Source organism: Nocardia neocaledoniensis (genome assembly GCF_003182135.1).
In the GTDB taxonomy this organism is placed as follows: Bacteria; Actinomycetota; Actinomycetes; order Mycobacteriales; family Mycobacteriaceae; genus Nocardia; species Nocardia neocaledoniensis.
The window spans coordinates 188,611-206,279 of record NZ_QGTL01000012.1 but is presented as its reverse complement, the minus strand read 5'-3'; the positions used below and the strand labels follow the sequence as shown (position 1 = coordinate 206,279).

General features: G+C 69.7%; 20 protein-coding genes. 13 read left to right on the top strand and 7 right to left on the bottom strand.

Annotation, left to right across the window (positions count from 1 at the left end; translation table 11 throughout):
• Window positions 1-9: 9 nt before the first annotated feature.
• The 4 genes from DFR69_RS27395 to DFR69_RS27380 all read left to right on the top strand — a co-directional run bounded on the left by DFR69_RS27395 (window position 10) and on the right by DFR69_RS27380 (window position 3,245).
• Window positions 10-1,260, top strand: a complete 1,251-nt coding sequence (locus tag DFR69_RS27395) for a family 2 encapsulin nanocompartment cargo protein terpene cyclase (protein ID WP_244198485.1) — start codon at window positions 10-12, stop codon at window positions 1,258-1,260.
• Window positions 1,257-2,132, top strand: coding sequence for a geranyl diphosphate 2-C-methyltransferase (locus tag DFR69_RS27390; RefSeq protein WP_110040517.1), 876 nt, complete (start codon window positions 1,257-1,259; stop codon window positions 2,130-2,132). The genes DFR69_RS27395 and DFR69_RS27390 overlap by 4 nt, the downstream gene beginning before the upstream one ends.
• Window positions 2,133-2,137: 5 nt before the next feature.
• The gene (gene idi, locus DFR69_RS27385) at window positions 2,138-2,695 is read left to right on the top strand and encodes an isopentenyl-diphosphate Delta-isomerase (protein ID WP_110040564.1); all 558 of its coding nucleotides are present in this window, start codon (window positions 2,138-2,140) and stop codon (window positions 2,693-2,695) included.
• Window positions 2,696-2,876: 181 nt separating this feature from the next.
• Window positions 2,877-3,245 carry a hypothetical protein gene (locus tag DFR69_RS27380; RefSeq protein ID WP_244198484.1) on the top strand — a complete coding sequence of 123 codons (369 nt, stop codon included), beginning with the start codon at window positions 2,877-2,879 and terminating at the stop codon, window positions 3,243-3,245.
• Window positions 3,246-3,248: 3 nt separating this feature from the next.
• Here DFR69_RS27380 and DFR69_RS27375 read toward each other — a convergent pair whose 3' ends face one another.
• The 3 genes from DFR69_RS27375 to DFR69_RS27365 all read right to left on the bottom strand — a co-directional run bounded on the left by DFR69_RS27375 (window position 3,249) and on the right by DFR69_RS27365 (window position 6,275).
• Window positions 3,249-3,977, bottom strand: a complete 729-nt coding sequence (locus tag DFR69_RS27375) for an aspartate/glutamate racemase family protein (protein WP_110040516.1) — start codon at window positions 3,975-3,977, stop codon at window positions 3,249-3,251.
• A complete protein-coding gene (locus tag DFR69_RS27370) occupies window positions 3,977-5,467 on the bottom strand; it encodes an NCS1 family nucleobase:cation symporter-1 (RefSeq protein ID WP_110040515.1) in 1,491 nt (496 codons plus the stop codon). The genes DFR69_RS27375 and DFR69_RS27370 overlap by 1 nt, the downstream gene beginning before the upstream one ends.
• Window positions 5,468-5,552: 85 nt before the next feature.
• Window positions 5,553-6,275: a GntR family transcriptional regulator gene (locus DFR69_RS27365; protein WP_110040514.1), complete on the bottom strand. Its 723-nt coding sequence runs from the start codon at window positions 6,273-6,275 to the stop codon at window positions 5,553-5,555.
• 107 nt (window positions 6,276-6,382) lie between these two features.
• On the opposite strand from DFR69_RS27365, the gene DFR69_RS27360 reads away from it, so the two are divergent.
• Window positions 6,383-7,561: a serine hydrolase domain-containing protein gene (locus DFR69_RS27360; RefSeq protein WP_110040513.1), complete on the top strand. Its 1,179-nt coding sequence runs from the start codon at window positions 6,383-6,385 to the stop codon at window positions 7,559-7,561.
• A gap of 98 nt (window positions 7,562-7,659) precedes the next feature.
• Entirely contained in the window at window positions 7,660-8,880 is a 1,221-nt protein-coding gene (gene ilvA / locus DFR69_RS27355; RefSeq protein WP_110040562.1) for a threonine ammonia-lyase, read from the top strand.
• Window positions 8,881-8,886: 6 nt separating this feature from the next.
• Here the strand turns inward: ilvA and DFR69_RS27350 are convergent, their stop codons facing one another.
• The 3 genes from DFR69_RS27350 to DFR69_RS27340 form a co-directional block, all read right to left on the bottom strand.
• The gene (locus DFR69_RS27350; protein ID WP_110040512.1) at window positions 8,887-9,210 is read right to left on the bottom strand and encodes a DMT family transporter; all 324 of its coding nucleotides are present in this window, start codon (window positions 9,208-9,210) and stop codon (window positions 8,887-8,889) included.
• A gap of 58 nt (window positions 9,211-9,268) precedes the next feature.
• Window positions 9,269-10,690, bottom strand: a complete 1,422-nt coding sequence (gene argH, locus DFR69_RS27345) for an argininosuccinate lyase (protein WP_110040511.1) — start codon at window positions 10,688-10,690, stop codon at window positions 9,269-9,271.
• A 160-nt stretch (window positions 10,691-10,850) separates the two neighbouring features.
• Entirely contained in the window at window positions 10,851-12,053 is a 1,203-nt protein-coding gene (locus DFR69_RS27340) for an argininosuccinate synthase (RefSeq protein ID WP_110040510.1), read from the bottom strand.
• A 279-nt stretch (window positions 12,054-12,332) separates the two neighbouring features.
• Here DFR69_RS27340 and DFR69_RS34655 point away from each other — a divergent pair, with 279 nt between their 5' ends.
• The 4 genes from DFR69_RS34655 to DFR69_RS27335 all read left to right on the top strand — a co-directional run bounded on the left by DFR69_RS34655 (window position 12,333) and on the right by DFR69_RS27335 (window position 13,727).
• Window positions 12,333-12,473, top strand: coding sequence for a hypothetical protein (locus DFR69_RS34655; protein WP_167456420.1), 141 nt, complete (start codon window positions 12,333-12,335; stop codon window positions 12,471-12,473).
• Window positions 12,474-12,504: 31 nt separating this feature from the next.
• On the top strand, window positions 12,505-12,642 hold the full coding sequence (locus DFR69_RS34650) for a hypothetical protein (protein WP_167456419.1): 138 nt from the start codon (window positions 12,505-12,507) through the stop codon (window positions 12,640-12,642).
• Window positions 12,643-12,718: 76 nt separating this feature from the next.
• Window positions 12,719-12,874: a hypothetical protein gene (locus DFR69_RS34645; RefSeq protein ID WP_167456418.1), complete on the top strand. Its 156-nt coding sequence runs from the start codon at window positions 12,719-12,721 to the stop codon at window positions 12,872-12,874.
• Window positions 12,875-12,923: 49 nt separating this feature from the next.
• Complete coding sequence (locus DFR69_RS27335) at window positions 12,924-13,727, top strand: aldose epimerase family protein (RefSeq protein ID WP_110040509.1); 804 nt, start codon at window positions 12,924-12,926, stop codon at window positions 13,725-13,727.
• Between the two features lie 10 nt (window positions 13,728-13,737).
• Here DFR69_RS27335 and DFR69_RS27330 read toward each other — a convergent pair whose 3' ends face one another.
• A complete protein-coding gene (locus DFR69_RS27330) occupies window positions 13,738-14,415 on the bottom strand; it encodes a TetR/AcrR family transcriptional regulator (protein ID WP_244198483.1) in 678 nt (225 codons plus the stop codon).
• Between the two features lie 167 nt (window positions 14,416-14,582).
• Here DFR69_RS27330 and DFR69_RS27325 point away from each other — a divergent pair, with 167 nt between their 5' ends.
• The 3 genes from DFR69_RS27325 to DFR69_RS27315 are packed head-to-tail and all read left to right on the top strand — an operon-like array spanning window position 14,583 to window position 17,669.
• Window positions 14,583-15,434, top strand: coding sequence for an MlaE family ABC transporter permease (locus DFR69_RS27325; protein WP_110040561.1), 852 nt, complete (start codon window positions 14,583-14,585; stop codon window positions 15,432-15,434).
• Window positions 15,435-16,295 carry an ABC transporter permease gene (locus tag DFR69_RS27320; protein ID WP_110040507.1) on the top strand — a complete coding sequence of 287 codons (861 nt, stop codon included), beginning with the start codon at window positions 15,435-15,437 and terminating at the stop codon, window positions 16,293-16,295.
• Window positions 16,296-16,304: 9 nt separating this feature from the next.
• Complete coding sequence (locus tag DFR69_RS27315) at window positions 16,305-17,669, top strand: MCE family protein (protein WP_110040560.1); 1,365 nt, start codon at window positions 16,305-16,307, stop codon at window positions 17,667-17,669.

The window sequence follows — 17,669 nt, the reverse complement described above, 5'->3', positions numbered from 1 at the left end:
CTGACCAGGGTGGCGGCACCGCGGGCGAACACCGAGCTCGCAGGCACCGTGGCCGCGCTGCTGCACGGCGCGAGCGCTCCCGCCGACCTGTTTCCGCGGCGGGGTACGTCGGCATCCGTACTCCCCCAGCGGGTTTCACCGGCCCGCACGCCGGCAGCAGGCCCACGGCACCTGCTCGGGCCCGCGGGCATCGGCACCAGCGCCCTTCGCCCGACCTTGCGCGTGGCCGCCGCCCCGACCCCCGCAGCGCCACAGCGGATTCCGACGCTCTACTGCCCACCGCCAGAACGGGACGACCCGGCGCTGGCCGAGGCCGTCAACACCGGCCTGCTCGCCTGGGCCGCCCAGATCGGCCTCTACGAGGGCAGGCTCGACGAGCTCGGCAAGGCCGATTTCGGCCGCCTGATCATGCTCGCCCACCCCGACTGCGACGACCCCGACCGCCTGCTCGCCGCCGCCCGCTGCGCGGTGGCCGAATGGTCGGTCGACGACTACTACTGCGAGGAGGACGCCCCTGGCGACACCGCACCCGACGGCACCCCGTCCAGCGCCGCGGCCGAACTCGGGCCGCGACTCGAACTCGCGGCCGCCGCCATGGATCCCGCCCACCTGCCCGCGCGGTACGCCCCCCGGCTCGAACTGGCCATGCAGTCCGATCCGATCCTGCGCGCGTTCCGCACCTCGTTCGCGCACCTGGCGGGGTACGCGGGCCCGGCGCAGCTGGCCCGGTTACGCACCGAGATCGCCGGCTGGTTCATCGCGCTCGGCGCCGAGGCGGGCTGGCGCACCGCGGGCCGGATGCCGCCGGTCTGGGAATACCTGACCAATCGGCAACCGCACAGCTTCCTGCCGTGCATGGCACCGATCGACGCGGTCGGCGGCTACGAACTCGGCGCCGCCGAGTACACCGACCCTCCGGTCCGCCGGGTGGTCACCACCGCCGCGCTGGCCGCCCAGATGGTGAACGACCTGTATTCGATGGCGCGCGAGGACCTTTCCGACGGCAGGGAGTTCAACCTGCCGACGGTCCTGGCCGCCGAGGACAACTGCAGTCGCGGCGAGGCGGTGCTGCGGACCGCGGAGATCCACGACGAGCTGATGCACCGGTTCGAACGCGAGGCCGCCCCGCTCGCCGCCGCGGGCTCCCCCGAGCTGCGCCGCTTCCTGACCGGCCTGTGGGCCTGGATGGGCGGCAACCGCGCCTGGCACGCCGACAGCCGCCGCTACCACGACATCGCACCAGGAGAGGACGACCGATGACCATCGCGAACCCGCACACCGACACCTCCGTGCTGCGCACCACCTATCAGCGTTCCGTCGCCGCCTACTGGAACAACAATCCCAACGACGACCGGGTCAACACCAAGCTGGGCGAGGTCGACGGGCTCTACCACCACCACTACGGCATCGGTGAACCCGACTGGTCGGTGCTCGACGGCCCCGACGAGACCAGGCAGGACCGGATCGTGCGGGAACTACACCGGCTCGAGACCGCCCAGGCCGACTTCCTGCTCGACAACCTCGGATCGGTGCAGACCGCGGACCGGGTCGTGGACGGCGGCTCCGGGCGGGGCGGCACCAGCTTCATGGCCGCCGAGCGCTTCGGCTGCCAGGTCGACGGTGTGTCCATCTCCGAGTACCAGGTCGGCTTCGCCAATGACCAGGCCGCGTCCCGCGGTGTCGGCGACCGGGTGCGGTTCCACTTCCGGAACATGCTCGACACCGGCTTTCCCGACGAGTCGGCACGCGCGATCTGGACCAACGAGACCACCATGTACGTCGACCTGTTCGATCTGTACGACGAGTTCACCCGGCTGCTCGAGCCCGGCGGCCGGTACGTCTGCATCACCGGCTGCTCCAACGACGTCACCGGCGGGCGCTCGGCCTCGGTCAGCTGGATCGACGCGCACTACGGCTGCATGATCCATCCGCGCAGCGAGTACTTCCGGGCGCTGTCGGACAACGGCCTGGTGCCGACCACCGTGGTCGACCTCACGCCCGACACCATCCCGTACTGGGAGCTGCGCACGCACTCCGAGCTCGCCACCGGCGTCGAGCAACCGTTCCTCACCGCCTATCGCGAGGGGAGCTTCCAGTACCTGCTGATCGTCGCCGATAAGGTGGCCAGGTGACCGAAATGCTCGCCGACCCGTCGTCCGACCGCGAAGCTCTGCCCGTGGAGCTGGTCGACGACACCGGCGCCGCGATCGGAACGTGCTCGGTGGCCGATGCCCATCGGCCACCGGGCACGCTCCACCGCGCCTTCTCGGTGCTGCTGTTCGACCGCGCCGGCCGGGTGCTGATCCAGCAGCGCGCCGCGGTCAAGACCCGGTTCCCGCTGCAGTGGGCCAACACCTGCTGCGGGCACCCGGCCCCCGGGCAACCGGTGGTCGAGGCCGCCGCGATCCGGCTGGGCGAGGAGCTCGGCCTCGCCGCCGAGCTCACCGAGGTCGGCGCCTTCTCGTACCGCGCGGGCGACGAATCCACGGGCCGGGTGGAGCACGAATACGACCACGTCCTGATCGGCGTGATCGATGCGGCCCCCCGCCCCGACCCCGCCGAGGTGGGCAGCTGGGCCTGGGTCTCCCCCCTGTCCCTGCGCGAGGATCTGGCCGCGACGCCCGGGAAGTACACCCCGTGGCTGGCCGAGGTGCTCGAGATCGCCGAACGAGCCCATCTCGCGGCCCAGGCCTAGCCCCGGCCGTCCTTCGCTTTTCTTGTTCGCACGGTGTCCACCCGACTTCGAAAGGTGGACACCGGATAGATGCGCATATCTACATTTCTCGATGGAATTTGTTCTTGGCGAACTCACAGGGTCGCCACAGTCGCAGAACAGGCCCGGCGCCGAACCTGGACAGGGAACATTTTCCGCGAAGGTGAGCGAGGTAGCGATGGTCGAGGTCGAGATCGACGGCAACACGGTGACGGTCAACGTACTCGGTGGACATCGCCTGCTCGCCCTGCGGCAGCAGGTCGTGATCGACCGCGCCGCCATCACCGGCATCACCCCGGCCGAGGTGGATCTGCGCCCGCCGTGGGTGCGCGCGCCGGGCACCTTCATCCCGGGCGTGATCGCCGCCGGCGTGTACCGCGGCAAGGGCCGGAAAGAGTTCTGGGACACCACTTTCGGCGGCAACGCGGTGCGGATCGACCTGGACGGTCCCGATTTCACCCGCCTGGTCGTCGATGTCGACGACCTCGACAGCGTGCTGCGCGCCCTCTCCCCCGCCGCCGTCAGCGCCTGACTCCTACGATCCGAACGACGCCAACGGCCCGGTGTAGGTCTTCGGCGGCGGCGCCGCGAACTCTCCCCTGCCCGACTTGCGCAGCCCGAGGGTGAGCAGCGACCGCACGGTCAGCGTCGCCGCCGCGACACCGTCGATCACCGGCACGCCGATCTCGTCGCGGATATGCGCGCAGAGGTCGGCCATGCCGGCACAGCCGAGGACGACCGCGTCGGATCCGTCGGCAGCGACCGCCGCCCGGCAGGCCTCGGTGACGATCTTGCGCGCGTGCGGGTCGGTGTCGAGCGCGAGCACCGGCAGTTCGCAGGCGTGGATGCCCAGGCAGAACCGTTGCATCCCATAGCGTTCGGCGAGATCGGCGGCTCGTCCCGCGGTCCGGCCCAGCGTGGTCACCACGCTGAAGCCGCGGCCGAGGTGGCTGGCGGTGTGCATCGCCGCCTCCGCGATCCCGATCACCGGACCGGCCGCCAGCTCCCTGGCCGCGTCCAGGCCCGGATCACCGAAGCAGGCGATGACGTAGCCGTCCACACCCTCGGTCTCCCCGCGCCGGATCGCCGCCAGCAGCCCCGGCACGCTCATGGCCTCGTCGTAGTGGCTCTCGATGGAGGCGGGCCCCATCTCGGAGGTGACCGCGTCGAGCACCGTGTCCGGGCCGGCGACGGCCAGCGCGCACCGCTCGATCGTCGCGGTCATCGCCCGCGTGGTGTTCGGGTTGATCACCCTGATCCGCATCAGGCGCCGGCCTCCTCGGTGGCCGCCGCGCGCTTGGCCGCGGTGAGCACGTAGTAGGTGGCGAATCCGACGCCACAGCCGATGAACCAGCTGTACTGGGCGGCGGTGTGCATCCCCCGCAGACTGTTGAACAGCACCGGGAACACCGCGACCGCGGCGCCGACCGCCGTCGCGACGACCGCGGCGGGGTGATATCCCTTGTGGTACCAATACGTTCCGCGCTCGGACATGGTGAACAGGTCGTCGACGATCACCTTCTGCTTGCGCACCAGGTAGTAGTCACAGATCAGCACGCCGAACAGCGGGCCGATGAAGGCGCCGAGCACTTCGAGCGTGTAGTGGATCACGTCGGGATTGTTGTAGAGATTCCACGGCGTGATCAGCACCGAACCGACCGCGGCGATCATCCCGCCCGCGCGCCAGCTGATCCGCTGCGGGCTCACATTCGAGAAATCGAAGGCGGGCGAGATGAAATTGGCGACGATATTGATGCCGATCGTGGCGATGGTGAAGGTGAGCGCGCCCAGCACGATCGCGAAGGTGGAATCGATCTTGGCCACGGTGGCGACCGGATCGGTGATCAACTCACCGTAGACCGGCACCGTCAGCGACGCGGTGATCACCACCAGCAGCGAGAACAGCAGGAAATTCACCGGCAGCCCGAGCAGATTTCCGGCCTTCACGGCGCGAAAGCTCTTGCCGTAGCGCGAGAAGTCGCCGAAGTTCAGCATCGGTCCGGAGAAATAGGAGACCACCAGCGCGATCGCGCCGAGCATCACCGGGACCGACGCCCAGCCGGTGTACTTCACCTCGCCCAGGCTCAGGTCGATGGCGCCCCAGCCGGCTTTCGCGATCAAGTAGCCGCACAGGACGAACATCACCACATAGACAGCAGGCCCGCAGAAGTCGATGAATTTGCGGATGGAGTCCATCCCGCGCCAGAACACACACGCCTGCACCACCCACAGCAGCAGGTAGCTGCCCCACCCGAGCAGCGACAACCCGAGGAAGCCGTAGTCCGCGGTGACGGCGTAGGGCGCCAACCCCGGAAACAGTTTCACCAGCACGACATCCAGCGCAGCCGAGGCGAGAAAGGTCTGGATGCCGTACCAGGCCACCGCGATCAAGCCGCGGATGATCGCCGGAATGTTCGCGCCGAGCACGCCGAAGGCACTGCGGCAGATCACCGGGTAGGGCACCCCGGTCACCTGGCTCGGTTTCGCCACCAGATTGCAGAAGAAATAGACGATCGTGATGCCGATGAGCAAGGCCGCCAGCACCTGCCAGCTCGCCAGCCCGAGCGCGAAAAGGCTACCGGCGGTGACATATCCGCCGACGCTGTGCACGTCCGACATCCAGAAGGCGAAAATGTTGTAGGTGCCCCAGCGTTGTTCGCGCAACGGAGCCAGATCGTCGTTCGTCAGCCGCGGGTCGTATTTCGGCGGATCACCGGCGGGAACACCCGCGGCGGAGGTGATGGTGTCGGTCATGATCGTTCCCGTCCGAAAGGGGTGAATCTGCTGCGCTGACGGTAAGTATCAGCAGTTGCCCCACGGTTTCCCGACCGTTTCCCCGCTATTGCACCGAAGATATATCTTCCGGCGCGAGCAAGCCGGTGTCGGTGGGCAGGGTGGCGATGACCGATTCCAGCCTGCGGTGGTGTTCGTCGGCGTGCGCGAGCAATCGGTCGACATCGCGGGCGAGGAACGCGTCGAGCATCGCGATGTGGTCGATGTGCAGCCGTTCCCGGTCGCACCGGTCGATGTGGACCATCGGCTGCGCGGGTTCGGTGATGTTCCAGGCCGCCTCCAGCATGTGCAGCAGCCGGAACATCCGCGACGGGCGGGTCAGCGCGACGTGGAAGCTGCGCGACTGCCGCTGATACGCCGCCGGATCGTCGTCGAGGATGGCGCGCTCGAGCAGCTCGTTCACGGCGAGCAGATGCGCGCGTTCGGCATCGTCGGCGTTGGCGGCCGCCGCCGCGAGCGAGGCCGTTTCCAGGGTGTCGCGCACGATGTACATCTCCCGCAGTTCGCGCGCGGTGAGCTGGGCCACCTGATATCCGCGTTGCTGTCGGTGCGTGACCAGTCCCTCGCCGATCAGGGTCTTGAGCGCCTCGCGCACCGGGATGTGGCTCACACCGAACAGTTCGGCCACCTCACGCAGCGGAATCACCGTGCACGGCGGCACCGCGCCGTCGAGGATCACCCTGCGTAGTTCGCCGAGGATCACCTGCGGGCGGCCCGGCTCGTCGACCACCAGCCGGGCGAGCAGCGCCGATCGTCGTCTCTGGGTCATCGACTCATGCTATGGACGATCTGTTGCGCGCGCGGTCTCCTGTGTGACGGTCAGGAAACGATCACCGTACCGCTCGGTCCCCGAAAGGGGGGTGGCATGCTCGGGGGATGGGAGTTTCGACAACGCAGTCGGTGGATCGCCGTTTCGTCAGCCTGGTCACCATGTTCGACAGTCTGTTCCGCACGCCCGCGCACGGCGGCGGCGCGCTGTGCGTGTACCTGCACGGTGAACCGGTGGTCGATGTGTGGGCGGGCTACTCCGCCCCCGGCGTGCCGTGGTCCGCGGATTCGGTGGCGCTGGCCTTCTCCACCGGAAAAGGCGTGGCATCCACGGTGATCCACCAGCTCGCGGAACGCGGTCAGCTCGACTACGACACCGCGGTCGCCGAGTACTGGCCGGAATTCGCGGCCGCGGGCAAGGCCCACATCACCGTGCGCGACGTGCTCACCCATCGGGCCGGACTGCATCGGCTGCGCGGGCTGCTTCCCGGGCCGGTCGACCGGTTCCTCGACGACGAGGCCGTCACCGCCGCCCTCGCCGCCGCCACCCCCGACCCGCGGCACCGGGTCACCAGCGGCTATCACGGAATCAGCTTCGGACACCTCGCCGCTGAACTGGTGCATCGGGCCACCGGGCGGGAATTCGTCGATGTGGTCCGCACCGAACTCGCCGAACCCCTTGGCGCCGAAGAACTCTGGTTCCGGGTGCCGCGGGAGGAACGGCATCGCATCGCCACCACCTTCCCCCGGCTGCGCGCCGCGGGCATGGAGTGGGAGCGCGGCTCGGACCTGCTCACCCGCACCCGGTTCGCCGCGGCCGCGGAGACCACGCCGCGCGGGTTCGCCGACCTCATCGTCGATCCGCGCATCCACGATTCGGTGATGCCGGGCGTGAACGGGGTGTTCTCGGCGCGCGCGCTGGCCAAGGTCTATGCCGCCCTCGCGAACAAGGGCGAGCTCGAAGGCACCCAGGTGCTGCGGCCCGAGACGGTGCGGCGCATGTCCACCCGGCAGGTGTTCACGCCCGACTACGTGCTCGCCTTCCGCATTCCGTGGGCGCTCGGATTCCACGGCGTGCCGATGAAACCGTCCAAGGCCGACCCGATCTCGGCGTTCGGGCACTTCGGCCTCGGCGGCTCCGGCGCCTTCGCCGATCCGTCGACCGGGCTGTCGCTGGCGTTCGTGACCAACCGGCTCGGCGGCAAACTCACCCCGCTCGGCGACGCCCGCCTCACCCGCCTCGGCACCCGGGCGCACAACATCGCCAAAGCCGCCGCCCTCGCCTGAGCGATCGCACCGACCGCGGCTCCGGCCTCGCCGCCAGGTGACCGCGCGTCCGGGATCGTTTCCCCGAGCGCGCGGCGCCGAGCTGGCACGATGTGGCCATGGACAGCGTCGGGATCGAACAGGTCGAGGCGGCGGCGCGGTTGCTCGCGCCGGTGATCCGGCGCACGCCGACCGTGGGGTCGCGTGTGCTGTCGGAGCGGGTCGGGACGCAGGTGCTGCTCAAATGCGAGAACCTGCAGCGGACCGGCTCGTTCAAACCGCGGGGCGCCTACAACCGGATCGCGAATCTGCCCGCGGCCGAACGGGCGCGCGGAGTGGTCGCCGCGAGCGCGGGCAATCACGCGCAGGGTGTGGCGTGGTCGGCCGCCGAGCTTGGCATCAGCTCGACGGTGTTCATGCCGATCGGCGCGTCGCTGCCCAAACTCGTGGCGACCCGCGCCTACGGCGCCGAAGTGCATCTCGTGGGCGACACCATCGACGAATCACTGCTGGCCGCACAGGAATTCGCCGAGCGCACCGGTGCCACGCTGATCCATCCGTTCGACCATCCCGACATCGTCGCCGGCCAGGCGACGGTCGCGCTGGAGATCCTCGAGCAGGTGCCCGAGGTCGGCACCGTCGTCGTGCCGACCGGTGGCGGCGGTCTGCTGGCCGGAATCGCGGTCGCGCTGCACGCGCTGGCCCCACACGTCGAGGTGATCGGTGTGCAGGCGGCCGAGGCGGCGGCCTGGCCGGACTCGCTCACCGCGGGCAGGCCGGTGCGGGTGCCGAGAATGGCGACCATGGCCGACGGCATCGCGGTCGGGCTGCCGGGCGCGGTGCCCTTCGCCCACGTCGCCGAACTGGTGCGCGAGATCGTCACGGTCGACGAGGACGCGCTGTCCAAGGCGCTGCTGCTGTGCCTGGAGCGCGCCAAGCTCATCGTCGAACCCGCGGGCGCCGCCGGCGTCGCCGCCCTGCTCACCCCCGCCCTGCGCGACCGCGACCTGACCGGCCCCGTGGTGACGGTCCTGTCCGGCGGCAACATCGACCCGCTGCTGCTCACCCGCGTCATCGGGCACGGGCTCAGCGCGGCGGGCCGCTATCTGGCGATGCGGGTGACCATCGCCGACCGGCCCGGCGCGCTGTCGGAGCTGCTCGGTGTCGTCGGGCGGGCGGGCGCGAGTGTCGTCGACGTCGCCCACTCCCGCACCGGGATGTGGCTGGCGGTCGACGAGGTCGAGGTGTCGCTCACGGTGGAAACGCGTGGTCCCGCCCACCGGGATGAAGTCCTGGACTCTTTGCGCGACGCGGGATTCAGGGTGCGCGCCGAGCTGTAGCGGCGATCAGTGTGCGCCACCGAGTTCCAGGGCCAGAACGCCGAGGATCACCAGACCGATCCCGCCGACCTGCACCAGCGTGAGCCGCTCCCCCAGGAACAGCACGCCGATCGCCGCGATGGCCGCGACTCCGACGGCCGACCAGATCCCGTACGCGACACCGATGCCCATCCCGCGCTTCAACGCCTGGGAGAGGAAATAGAACGCGGAGCCGTAACCGAGCACCACGACGATCGAGGGCACCAGTTTGGAGAACCCTTCGGACAGCTTCAGTGACACCGTCGCAGTGACTTCGGACGCGATGGCCAGCGCGAGGAACAGCAAGGTCATGGCCGCAGAGTAGCCCGGCGGCGCACGGGGATTCGCCGTGGCCGCCGCCGCGCGCAGATCAGCTCAGCCAGGCGCGGGCGTCCTCGGCGCCGCGGCGCACCTCGTCGAGCTGCTCGGCGACGCGAACGCCCGCCGTACCACCGCGGGCGTTGCGGGAGGCGATGGAGCCCTCGACCGTGAGGACCTCGCGCACACCCGCGGTCAGCGCCGGGTCGACGGCGGCGAACTCCACGTCGGTGAGTTCGTCCAGGCCGACGCCACGGCCCTCGGCGACCCGCACGCACGCGCCGGCCGCCTCGTGCGCCACGCGGAACGGAACACCTTGGCGCACCATCCATTCGGCGATGTCGGTGGCCAGGGTGAAACCGGCGGGGGCGAGTTCGGCCATCCGGTCGGTGTGGAAGGTCAGGGTGCCGACCAGGCCCGCGATGGCGGGCAGCAGCAGCTCGAGCTGGGCGACCGAGTCGAACAGGGGCTCCTTGTCCTCCTGCAGGTCCCGGTTGTAGGCCAGCGGCTGGGCCTTCAACGTGGCGAGCAGGCCGGTCAGGTTGCCGATCAGGCGGCCCGCCTTGCCGCGGGTGAGCTCGGAGACATCGGGGTTCTTCTTCTGCGGCATGATCGACGAGCCGGTCGACCACGCGTCGGCGAGGGTGACGTAACCGAATTCCGGGGTGCTCCAGAGGATGATCTCCTCGGCCATCCGGCTCAGGTCGACGCCGATCATGGCGAGGACGAACGCGGCCTCCGCGGCGAAGTCCCGCGCGGAGGTGGCATCGATCGAATTGGCCGCCGCGGCGGTGAAATTCAGCTCGGCGGCGATCTGCTCGGGGTCGAGGCCCAGCGAGGAGCCGGCGAGCGCGCCCGAACCGTAGGGCGAGATCGCGGCGCGCTTGTCGAAGTCGCGCAGTCGTTCCAGATCGCGCAGCAGCGGGTGCGCGTGCGCGAGCAGGTGGTGCGCGAGCAGCACCGGCTGGGCGGCCTGCAGATGGGTCTTGCCCGGCATCACCGCGTTCGGATGCGCGGCGGCCTGGGCGACGAGCGCGTCGACCACGTCGAGCACCCCCGCGGCGACCCGGCGCACGCCGTCGCGCAGCCACATCCGGAACAGCGTGGCCACCTGGTCGTTGCGCGAGCGGCCCGCGCGCAGCCTGCCACCGAGCTCGGCGCCGACCCGCTCGATCAGCCCCCGTTCCAGCGCGCCGTGCACGTCCTCGTCCGACTCGGCAGGCCCGAACGCGCCCGAGGCCACGTCGGCGGCCAGCGCGTCCAGCCCGGCCAGCATGCCGGACAGATCCTCCGCGGAGAGCAGGCCCGCCTTGTGCAGGACCCGCGCGTGCGCCTGCGAGGCCCGGATGTCGTACGGCGCCAGCGCCCAGTCGAAGTGCGTCGACTTGCTCAGCGCCGCCATCGCCTCGGCGGGCCCGGACGCGAAGCGCCCACCCCAGAGGGCACCGGTGTTCGTGCTGCCGCCGTCGGTCATGGCCTGCTGTCTCCTCGGATCGATGTGCGTGGGTGTGTGCCGGTGACCACCGTAACCAGCCGCGGGGTTGCCGATGCCACCCGGCCGCCCGGTCCCGGGTGCGCGCATGCCACGTCCCCGGCCCGTCAGCTGTCGGAACCGGGGACGCGGTGGCTCGGTGCTACTTCTGGTTCAGGTCGCGGCGGGCGGCGACCTTCGAGGACAGGCCGTGGATCTGCACGAAGCCCTTGGCCAGCGACTGGTCGAAGGTGTCGCCCTCGTCGTAGGTGGCCAGGTTGAAGTCGTAGAGCGACTGCTCGGAGCGGCGGCCGTTGACCACGGCGGAGCCACCGTGCAGCACCATCCGGATGTCGCCGGAGACCTGCTGCTGGGTGTCCTGCACGAAGGCGTCCAGGGCGCGCTTGAGCGGGGAGAACCACAGGCCGTCGTAGGCCAGCTCGCCCCAACGCTGCTCCACCTGGCGCTTGTAGCGGCCCAGCTCGCGCTCGATGGTGACGTTCTCGAGCGCCTGGTGCGCGGTGATCAGCGCGATGGCGCCCGGCGCCTCGTAGATCTCACGGCTCTTGATGCCGACGAGCCGGTCCTCGACCATGTCGAGGCGGCCGACACCCTGCCGGCCGGCGCGGGTGTTCATCTCCTCGATGGCCTGCAGCACGGTGACCTGGCGGCCGTCGATGGCGACCGGCACACCCTTGTCGAAGGTGATGATGACCTCGTCGGGCGCCTCGAAGTTCACCGTCGGGTCGGCGGTGTAGTCGTAGACGTCCTTGGTCGGGGCGTTCCACAGGTCCTCGAGGAAGCCGGTCTCGACCGCGCGGCCCCACACGTTCTGGTCGATGGAGAACGGCGACTTCTTGGTGACGTTGATCGGGAGGTTGTTCTCCTCGGCGAAGGCGATGGCCTTCTCGCGGGTCCAGGCGTAGTCACGGACCGGGGCGATGACGTCCAGGTCGGGCGCGAGCGCGCCGATGCCGACCTCGAAGCGGACCTGGTCGTTGCCCTTGCCGGTGCAGCCGTGCGAGACCGTGGTGGCATTGTGGAACTTCGCCGCCTCGACCAGGTGCTTGACGATCAGCGGGCGGCTGATCGCCGACACGAGCGGGTACTGGCCCATGTACATGGCGTTGGCCTGGATGGTGGGCAGGCAGTACTCGTCGGCGAACTCGTCGCGCGCGTCGACCACGATCGCCTCGACGGCGCCGCAGTCCAGGGCGCGCTGGCGCACCACGTTCATGTCCTCGCCACCCTGGCCCAGATCGATGGCCACGGCCACCACCTCGGCACCGGTCTCCTTCGCGATCCAGCTGATGGCGACGGAGGTGTCCAGCCCACCGGAGTAGGCGAGTACGACGCGATCGGACATGTCTGTTGTGCTCCTCGAAGTGGTTGTCGTTCCGCTGCACGGGCTGCCCTGAGCAGTATGGATGCTCCGGCCGCCGATTCGGCTCGCGCCGTTGCTGCAAATGATTATGCACGATGATGCAATCTCATTCATCACCGGGGGTGGTCCACGCTCCACGAATCCCCCGAAAACCGCGATCACCTGCAATTATTCCGCCTGGCATCTTGGCAGCAAACCTCGAATATGAGACGGTGGTCACATCGAGTTTCGGAATCGGTCGGGATCAAGGAGTACGTCGCCATGCAGCAGCTACGAGATTTCGCCCAGGACAACTACGACCTGATCGGCCACGTCGTGATCGGTCTCGGCAACCTCGGCCTCACCGTCGCGAAGGTCGTCATCGACATGGGCGCGCCGCTGCTGCAGCCGTTCTTCACCTAGCCCGCGGCGACCCGACCAGGAGGAACACATCATGACCGAGGACGCGATCCTGCAGTTCCTGTCCGACCACTACGAATCCGGCGCCACCCTCGGCCTGCACATCGGCCGGGTCCTCTTCGACCTGAGTTCCCCCCTGGCCTTGGCCATCCTGAACTTCCTCGCGTCCTGAGCGAGCCCACGCCGCCCGCGTCGTGTGGCACTCTGGGAGAGCACTATTCGGCTCGCCAGACGTGAGGACGAACAAGATGCTCCATTACATCGCGCAGGAATTCTCGACTCTCGGCAACGGGGTACTCGAGGTCGGGCGGGCGATCGTCTCGCTCGTCCAGGACATCATCGACGTTGCGACACCGAACAATCAGGGCGGTGGCGGCGGCGGGGGCCAGTACCCGTTCAACTGACCGGCGTGGGTTCCGGCCGGTGTCCGGCCGGAACCGCTAGTCTCCGCGCATGACCGCCGACGAGGTGACGCTGCGCGCGGGCACCGCCACGCTCACCCTCGCCCCCGCGGACGGCGGGGCGCTGCGCAGTCTCACCGTGGACGACACCGAACTGCTTCGGCAGGACCCGGGCACCGGCTGTTTCGTCATGGCGCCGTGGGCGGGCAGGCTCGGCTACGGCACCTTCACCGTCGACGGGCGCGCCTACCGGATGCCGATCAACAACGGACCGCACAGCATCCACGGCACCGCGCGGGACGGCGCGTGGGAGGTGGTGGCCGTTTCCCCCGCCGCGGCCACACTGCGGTACCGACTGGTCGAACCGTGGCCGTTCGCGGGCACCGTCACCCAGACCTTCGCGCTCACCGCCACCGGTCTCACCCTGACCATGCGCATCGCCACCGACGGCGACGCGTTCCCCGCGCAGGGCGGCTGGCATCCGTGGTTCCTGCGCGAACTCGCCCCCGCCACCGGCCCGCTCGAACTCGACTTCCACCCGGCCTGGCAGTACGAGCGCGGCGAGGACTACCTCCCCACCGGCCGCCACATCCCGCCGACCCCGCCGCCGTGGGACGACTGCTTCGGCATGCCCGACGGCGTCCACGCCCGCCTCACCTGGCCCGGCTTCCTCGAATTCACCATCACCAGCCCGGTTTCCGATGTCGTGGTGTGGACGTTGCCGGAGGAGTCGCTGTCGGTCGAAGCCCAGTCCGGCCCACCCGACGGCCTCAACACCCAGCCCCGCATGGTCACCGCGGACGCGCCGCTCGACATCCGGGTCGACTGGACCTGGCGCCGGTTGCCGAGCAGCTGAACCCGTGCGCTCAGCCGTCGCGGGGCGGTCTCGGCACGGTCCGCAACAGGGACCGCACCACGGGCCGTAATCGATCCGGCGGAAATCGATGCGGGTCGGACAGCACCATCCGGCCCAGGGTTTCGGCGAAGCCGAACAGCGCGTGACCGATCAGTTCCACGTCCACCTCGGCCGCGCCGCCACGTAGCCGCAGCCCCTGATCGAGCAGATCCGTGCCACGGGACACCATCTCGTCTCTGGCCGTGCCGAGGAGTTCTCGATAGCCCACGGGCGCACCGTCGCTGGGCAATAGGATCAACCGCCAGCGCGCCGGATCGGCGGCCACCGCGTCGAGAAACGCCATCAGCGCGGCGACGAACTCCGCGTCGGGATCGGAGTCGCGCAGGTCGGTGGGCATGGCCGCGAACACCTGCGCCATCCCGGCCGCGTGCTCGCGGCGCAGCAACGCCGCGACCAGTTCCGGCGCCGCGGGGTACAGCGCGTACAGCACCGGCTTGGCGACGCCCGCTTCCTGCGCGACGGCCTGCATCGTCAACCGGGCGAGCCCGTCCCGGGCGACCACGCGCAGGGCGGCGTCGAGCAGCTGTTCCCTGCGCTGCGCGGGCGGCAGCCTGGGCGTATTGCGTCCGCGGGGACGGCCCGCGCCCGAGACCTGCCACACCCCGGCCGATTTCCGCTGCACACTCACGCAGCGATCATGCCTCAATTCGCTGACAGCCGAGCAGGTTGTTGCTACTGTCTCAGACACATAACTACTCCACCGTAGAAAGTGATTTCTACGGTCGCGTAGTTCGTCAGTCAGATCCGGTCGCACACGCAGGCGGCCACACCTAACCCGGGGTGATCGCCATCGTCATGACATCCGAAACCACCAGTGCACCAACGGATCGCGAGCTCGTCACCGAGTTCGGTTCACGCTGGTTGCGCACACACCCCCAGCGATCGATCGAGACCGCGGGCCGGCAGGTGACGATGGGCTGGCGGGCCAGCGTCGAATTGGTCCTGGCGCTGGCGAATCGCCGCTTTCCGCTGCGGGAATTCCTCCGGCAGTGCTCCTTCATGGCCGGTGTCTCAGCCACACCGACGCTGCTGGTCGCCATCCCCGTCGCAGTGGTGGTCTCGATCCAGATCGGCTCGCTGGTCGGGCAGGTCGGCGCGACCACCTTCATCGGCGCCGTCAACGGGCTCGGCATCATCCGGCAGGGCGCACCCCTGGTCACCTCGCTGATGATCGCCGGCGCGGTCGGCTCCTCGATCTGCGCGGACCTCGGCTCGCGCACCATCCGCGAGGAGATCGACGCGATGCGGGTGATGGGCGTCGACCCGGTGCGCAGGCTGGTCGCGCCACGCCTGCTGGCGGCCGTGTCGGTGAGCATGCTGCTGTGCGGATTCGTCGTGTTCATCGGTTTCGCCACGGGATACGTGTTCAACGTCTTCGTCCAGGACGGCACCCCGGGCTCGTACGTCAGCACCTTCGCCTCGTTCGCGGTCGCGAGCGATCTGCTGGTGGCCATCGTGAAGGCGGCGGTGTTCGGCGCGCTCACCGCGATCATCGCCTGCGACGCGGGACTGCACACGAGGGGCGGACCCGGCGGCGTCGCCGACGCGGTGAACTCGGCGGTCGTCAGCTCGGCGATCGTGCTGTTCGCCGCCAACATCGCGCTCACCCAGATCTACAACACCGTGTTCCCGTCGAAGGTGCTCTAGATGGCGAACTACGCACCGCCCGCGCTGCGGCCGTGGCGCGCCCTCCAGCGGGCGACGCGGCCGATCGCGGACGCCAATATCCGTCTGGGACACCAGGGCTTGGTGTTCGCCGAAGCGCTGCTCGCGATCCCGTTCGCCGTCCGGCACTACCGCAAGGAGGTCGTGCGGCTGATCATCGACGTCACCTGGGGCAACGGCGCCCTGATCGTCGGCGGCGGCACGGTGGGCGTGGTCCTCATCCTGTGCGGGTTCGGCGGCGTCACCGTCGGGATGGAATCGCACACCGCGCTGGACCTGCTCACCATGAGCCCGCTCACCGGGGCGATCTCGGGCTTCGCCACCACCCGCGAGCTGGCCCCGCTGCTGGCGACGATCGCCTTCGCCGCCCAGGCCGGGTGCCGGTTCACCGCACGGATCGGCTCGATGCGGATCGCGGAGGAGATCGACGCGCTGGAGTCGATGGCGATCCGACCACTCCCCTATCTGATCACCACGCGCATGCTCGCCGCGGCGGTGGCGATCCTGCCGCTCTACAGCGTCGGCATGGCCACGGCCTACCTGTCCACGAAGGTGACGGTGTTCTTCCTCGGCGGCAGCGGAATCGGCACCTACGACCACTACTTCCACCAGTTCCTCGATCCCGGCGACATCGTGTACTCGGTACTCAAAGCGGTGGCGTTCGTGCTCGTCGCGACCTTCATCCAGTGCCACTACGGCTACATCGCCGCGGGCGGACCGGAGGGTGTCGGGGTGGCGGCGGGCCGGGCCATCAAGATGACGATCATCGTGGTCGTCTTCCTCAATCTGCTTCTCACCATGGCTGTCTGGGGCGTCGACCCCGGCATCCGGATCTCGGGATAGGTGGTCGGCGTGTATCCGGATCCCAGTGGGCGCGGCTGGTCGCGCAGGCGTCTCGGACTGGCCGGGGTGGCGATGACGGCGAGCGTGTCGACCGTGGTGGCCCTGCTCGGGCTGCGCTACGGCGGCCATTTCGAGGACACCGTCGCGGTGACGGCCCTGCTGACCAGCACCGGCGACGGCCTGCCCGCACGGGCGGATGTCCGGTTTCGCGGCATGCTGGTCGGCGCGGTCGCGGACGTGGAGATCGCCGACAAGGGACTGCGGCAGCGGGTCGATCTCCGGCTGGAACCCGCTGCGGCGGCATCGATTCCGGCCACGGTCACCGCTCGCGTCGTGCCCGCCAACATCTTCGGCGTCACCGCGATCGAACTGGTCGACAACGGCGCCGCCGCCTCGGCCCTCGGCCCCGGCGCGGTCGTCGAACAGGACACCAGCGGCGCCACGGTCGCCCTGCAGACCACGCTGACCACCCTGCGCGACGTCCTCGACCGCATTCAGCCCGCCAAGCTGGCGCGCGTGCTGGCCACCCTCGCGGACGCGCTGGACGGCGACACCCGCCTGCCCGGTTCGACCATCGAACGACTCGACCAGTGGATCACCGAGGTCCGCGCGCTGCCCGGGATCGGCACGCTGCTCGGCGATCTCGGCACGGCGGCGGCCGCGGTGAATCACTCGGCGCCCGAACTGGTCGATGCTCTCGGCCGCTCGGTGCGGACGGCGCGCACCGTCACCGAGCGCCGCGCCCAGGTCGTCGAGCTGCTCACCGCCGCGGGCGCCGCCACCGACGCGACCCAGGTCCTGTTCGCCCGGAATCCCGACGCGGGGAAGGAACTCGTGGTCGGCCTGGACGAGACGTTCGGCGCGCTGGCGGCGGATCCCTCGGCGCTCACCGACACCGTCACCGGGCTCGGTGCGTCGCTGAACCGCCTCGCCACCGTGTTCGACTGGGGGCCGAGCAAGCAGATGCGCTGGGACATCACGGTGTCGTTCACCCCGTTCCGGCAGTACACCGCGGCCGATTGCCCGCGCTACGGCGAACAGCGCGGTCCTCGCTGCGACGGGCCCTCGGTGCCCGAAGAGGCCGCGCCACAGACCTATCCGGCCCAGCTGCTGCCGGGATGGCTCGCCACCGCGGGCCCCGCCCCGCTCCCCGGACTGCCCACACTGTCGCTGCCCACGCTGCCCACCCTGCCCGGACTGGTCATCCCGGGGATCACCGCACCGGCGAGCGCCACCGAGCCGATCGAGCTGACCGGGCCGGACGCCGTCGCCGCGATCCTCGGCGGCAGGCCGAACCTCACCGAGCTGCTGCTGCTCGGCACCGTGTTGACCGGTGCGACCGTCACCCTCGACGCCCCGACGGGAGGCCGCTGA

What these genes read in the sequence shown, in the direction of transcription:
- idi (WP_110040564.1), top strand. Translation starts at nt 2,138, where the DNA reads ATGCTCGCCGACCCGTCGTCCGACCGCGAAGCTCTGCCCGTGGAGCTG.
- DFR69_RS27325 (WP_110040561.1), top strand. Translation starts at nt 14,583, where the DNA reads ATGACATCCGAAACCACCAGTGCACCAACGGATCGCGAGCTCGTCACC.
- DFR69_RS34655 (WP_167456420.1), top strand. Translation starts at nt 12,333, where the DNA reads ATGCAGCAGCTACGAGATTTCGCCCAGGACAACTACGACCTGATCGGC.
- ilvA (WP_110040562.1), top strand. Translation starts at nt 7,660, where the DNA reads ATGGACAGCGTCGGGATCGAACAGGTCGAGGCGGCGGCGCGGTTGCTC.
- DFR69_RS27390 (WP_110040517.1), top strand. Translation starts at nt 1,257, where the DNA reads ATGACCATCGCGAACCCGCACACCGACACCTCCGTGCTGCGCACCACC.
- argH (WP_110040511.1), bottom strand. Translation starts at nt 10,690, where the DNA reads ATGACCGACGGCGGCAGCACGAACACCGGTGCCCTCTGGGGTGGGCGC.
- DFR69_RS34645 (WP_167456418.1), top strand. Translation starts at nt 12,719, where the DNA reads ATGCTCCATTACATCGCGCAGGAATTCTCGACTCTCGGCAACGGGGTA.
- DFR69_RS27335 (WP_110040509.1), top strand. Translation starts at nt 12,924, where the DNA reads ATGACCGCCGACGAGGTGACGCTGCGCGCGGGCACCGCCACGCTCACC.
- DFR69_RS27360 (WP_110040513.1), top strand. Translation starts at nt 6,383, where the DNA reads ATGGGAGTTTCGACAACGCAGTCGGTGGATCGCCGTTTCGTCAGCCTG.
- DFR69_RS27320 (WP_110040507.1), top strand. Translation starts at nt 15,435, where the DNA reads ATGGCGAACTACGCACCGCCCGCGCTGCGGCCGTGGCGCGCCCTCCAG.
- DFR69_RS34650 (WP_167456419.1), top strand. Translation starts at nt 12,505, where the DNA reads ATGACCGAGGACGCGATCCTGCAGTTCCTGTCCGACCACTACGAATCC.
- DFR69_RS27340 (WP_110040510.1), bottom strand. Translation starts at nt 12,053, where the DNA reads ATGTCCGATCGCGTCGTACTCGCCTACTCCGGTGGGCTGGACACCTCC.
- DFR69_RS27350 (WP_110040512.1), bottom strand. Translation starts at nt 9,210, where the DNA reads ATGACCTTGCTGTTCCTCGCGCTGGCCATCGCGTCCGAAGTCACTGCG.
- DFR69_RS27365 (WP_110040514.1), bottom strand. Translation starts at nt 6,275, where the DNA reads ATGACCCAGAGACGACGATCGGCGCTGCTCGCCCGGCTGGTGGTCGAC.
- DFR69_RS27375 (WP_110040516.1), bottom strand. Translation starts at nt 3,977, where the DNA reads ATGCGGATCAGGGTGATCAACCCGAACACCACGCGGGCGATGACCGCG.
- DFR69_RS27370 (WP_110040515.1), bottom strand. Translation starts at nt 5,467, where the DNA reads ATGACCGACACCATCACCTCCGCCGCGGGTGTTCCCGCCGGTGATCCG.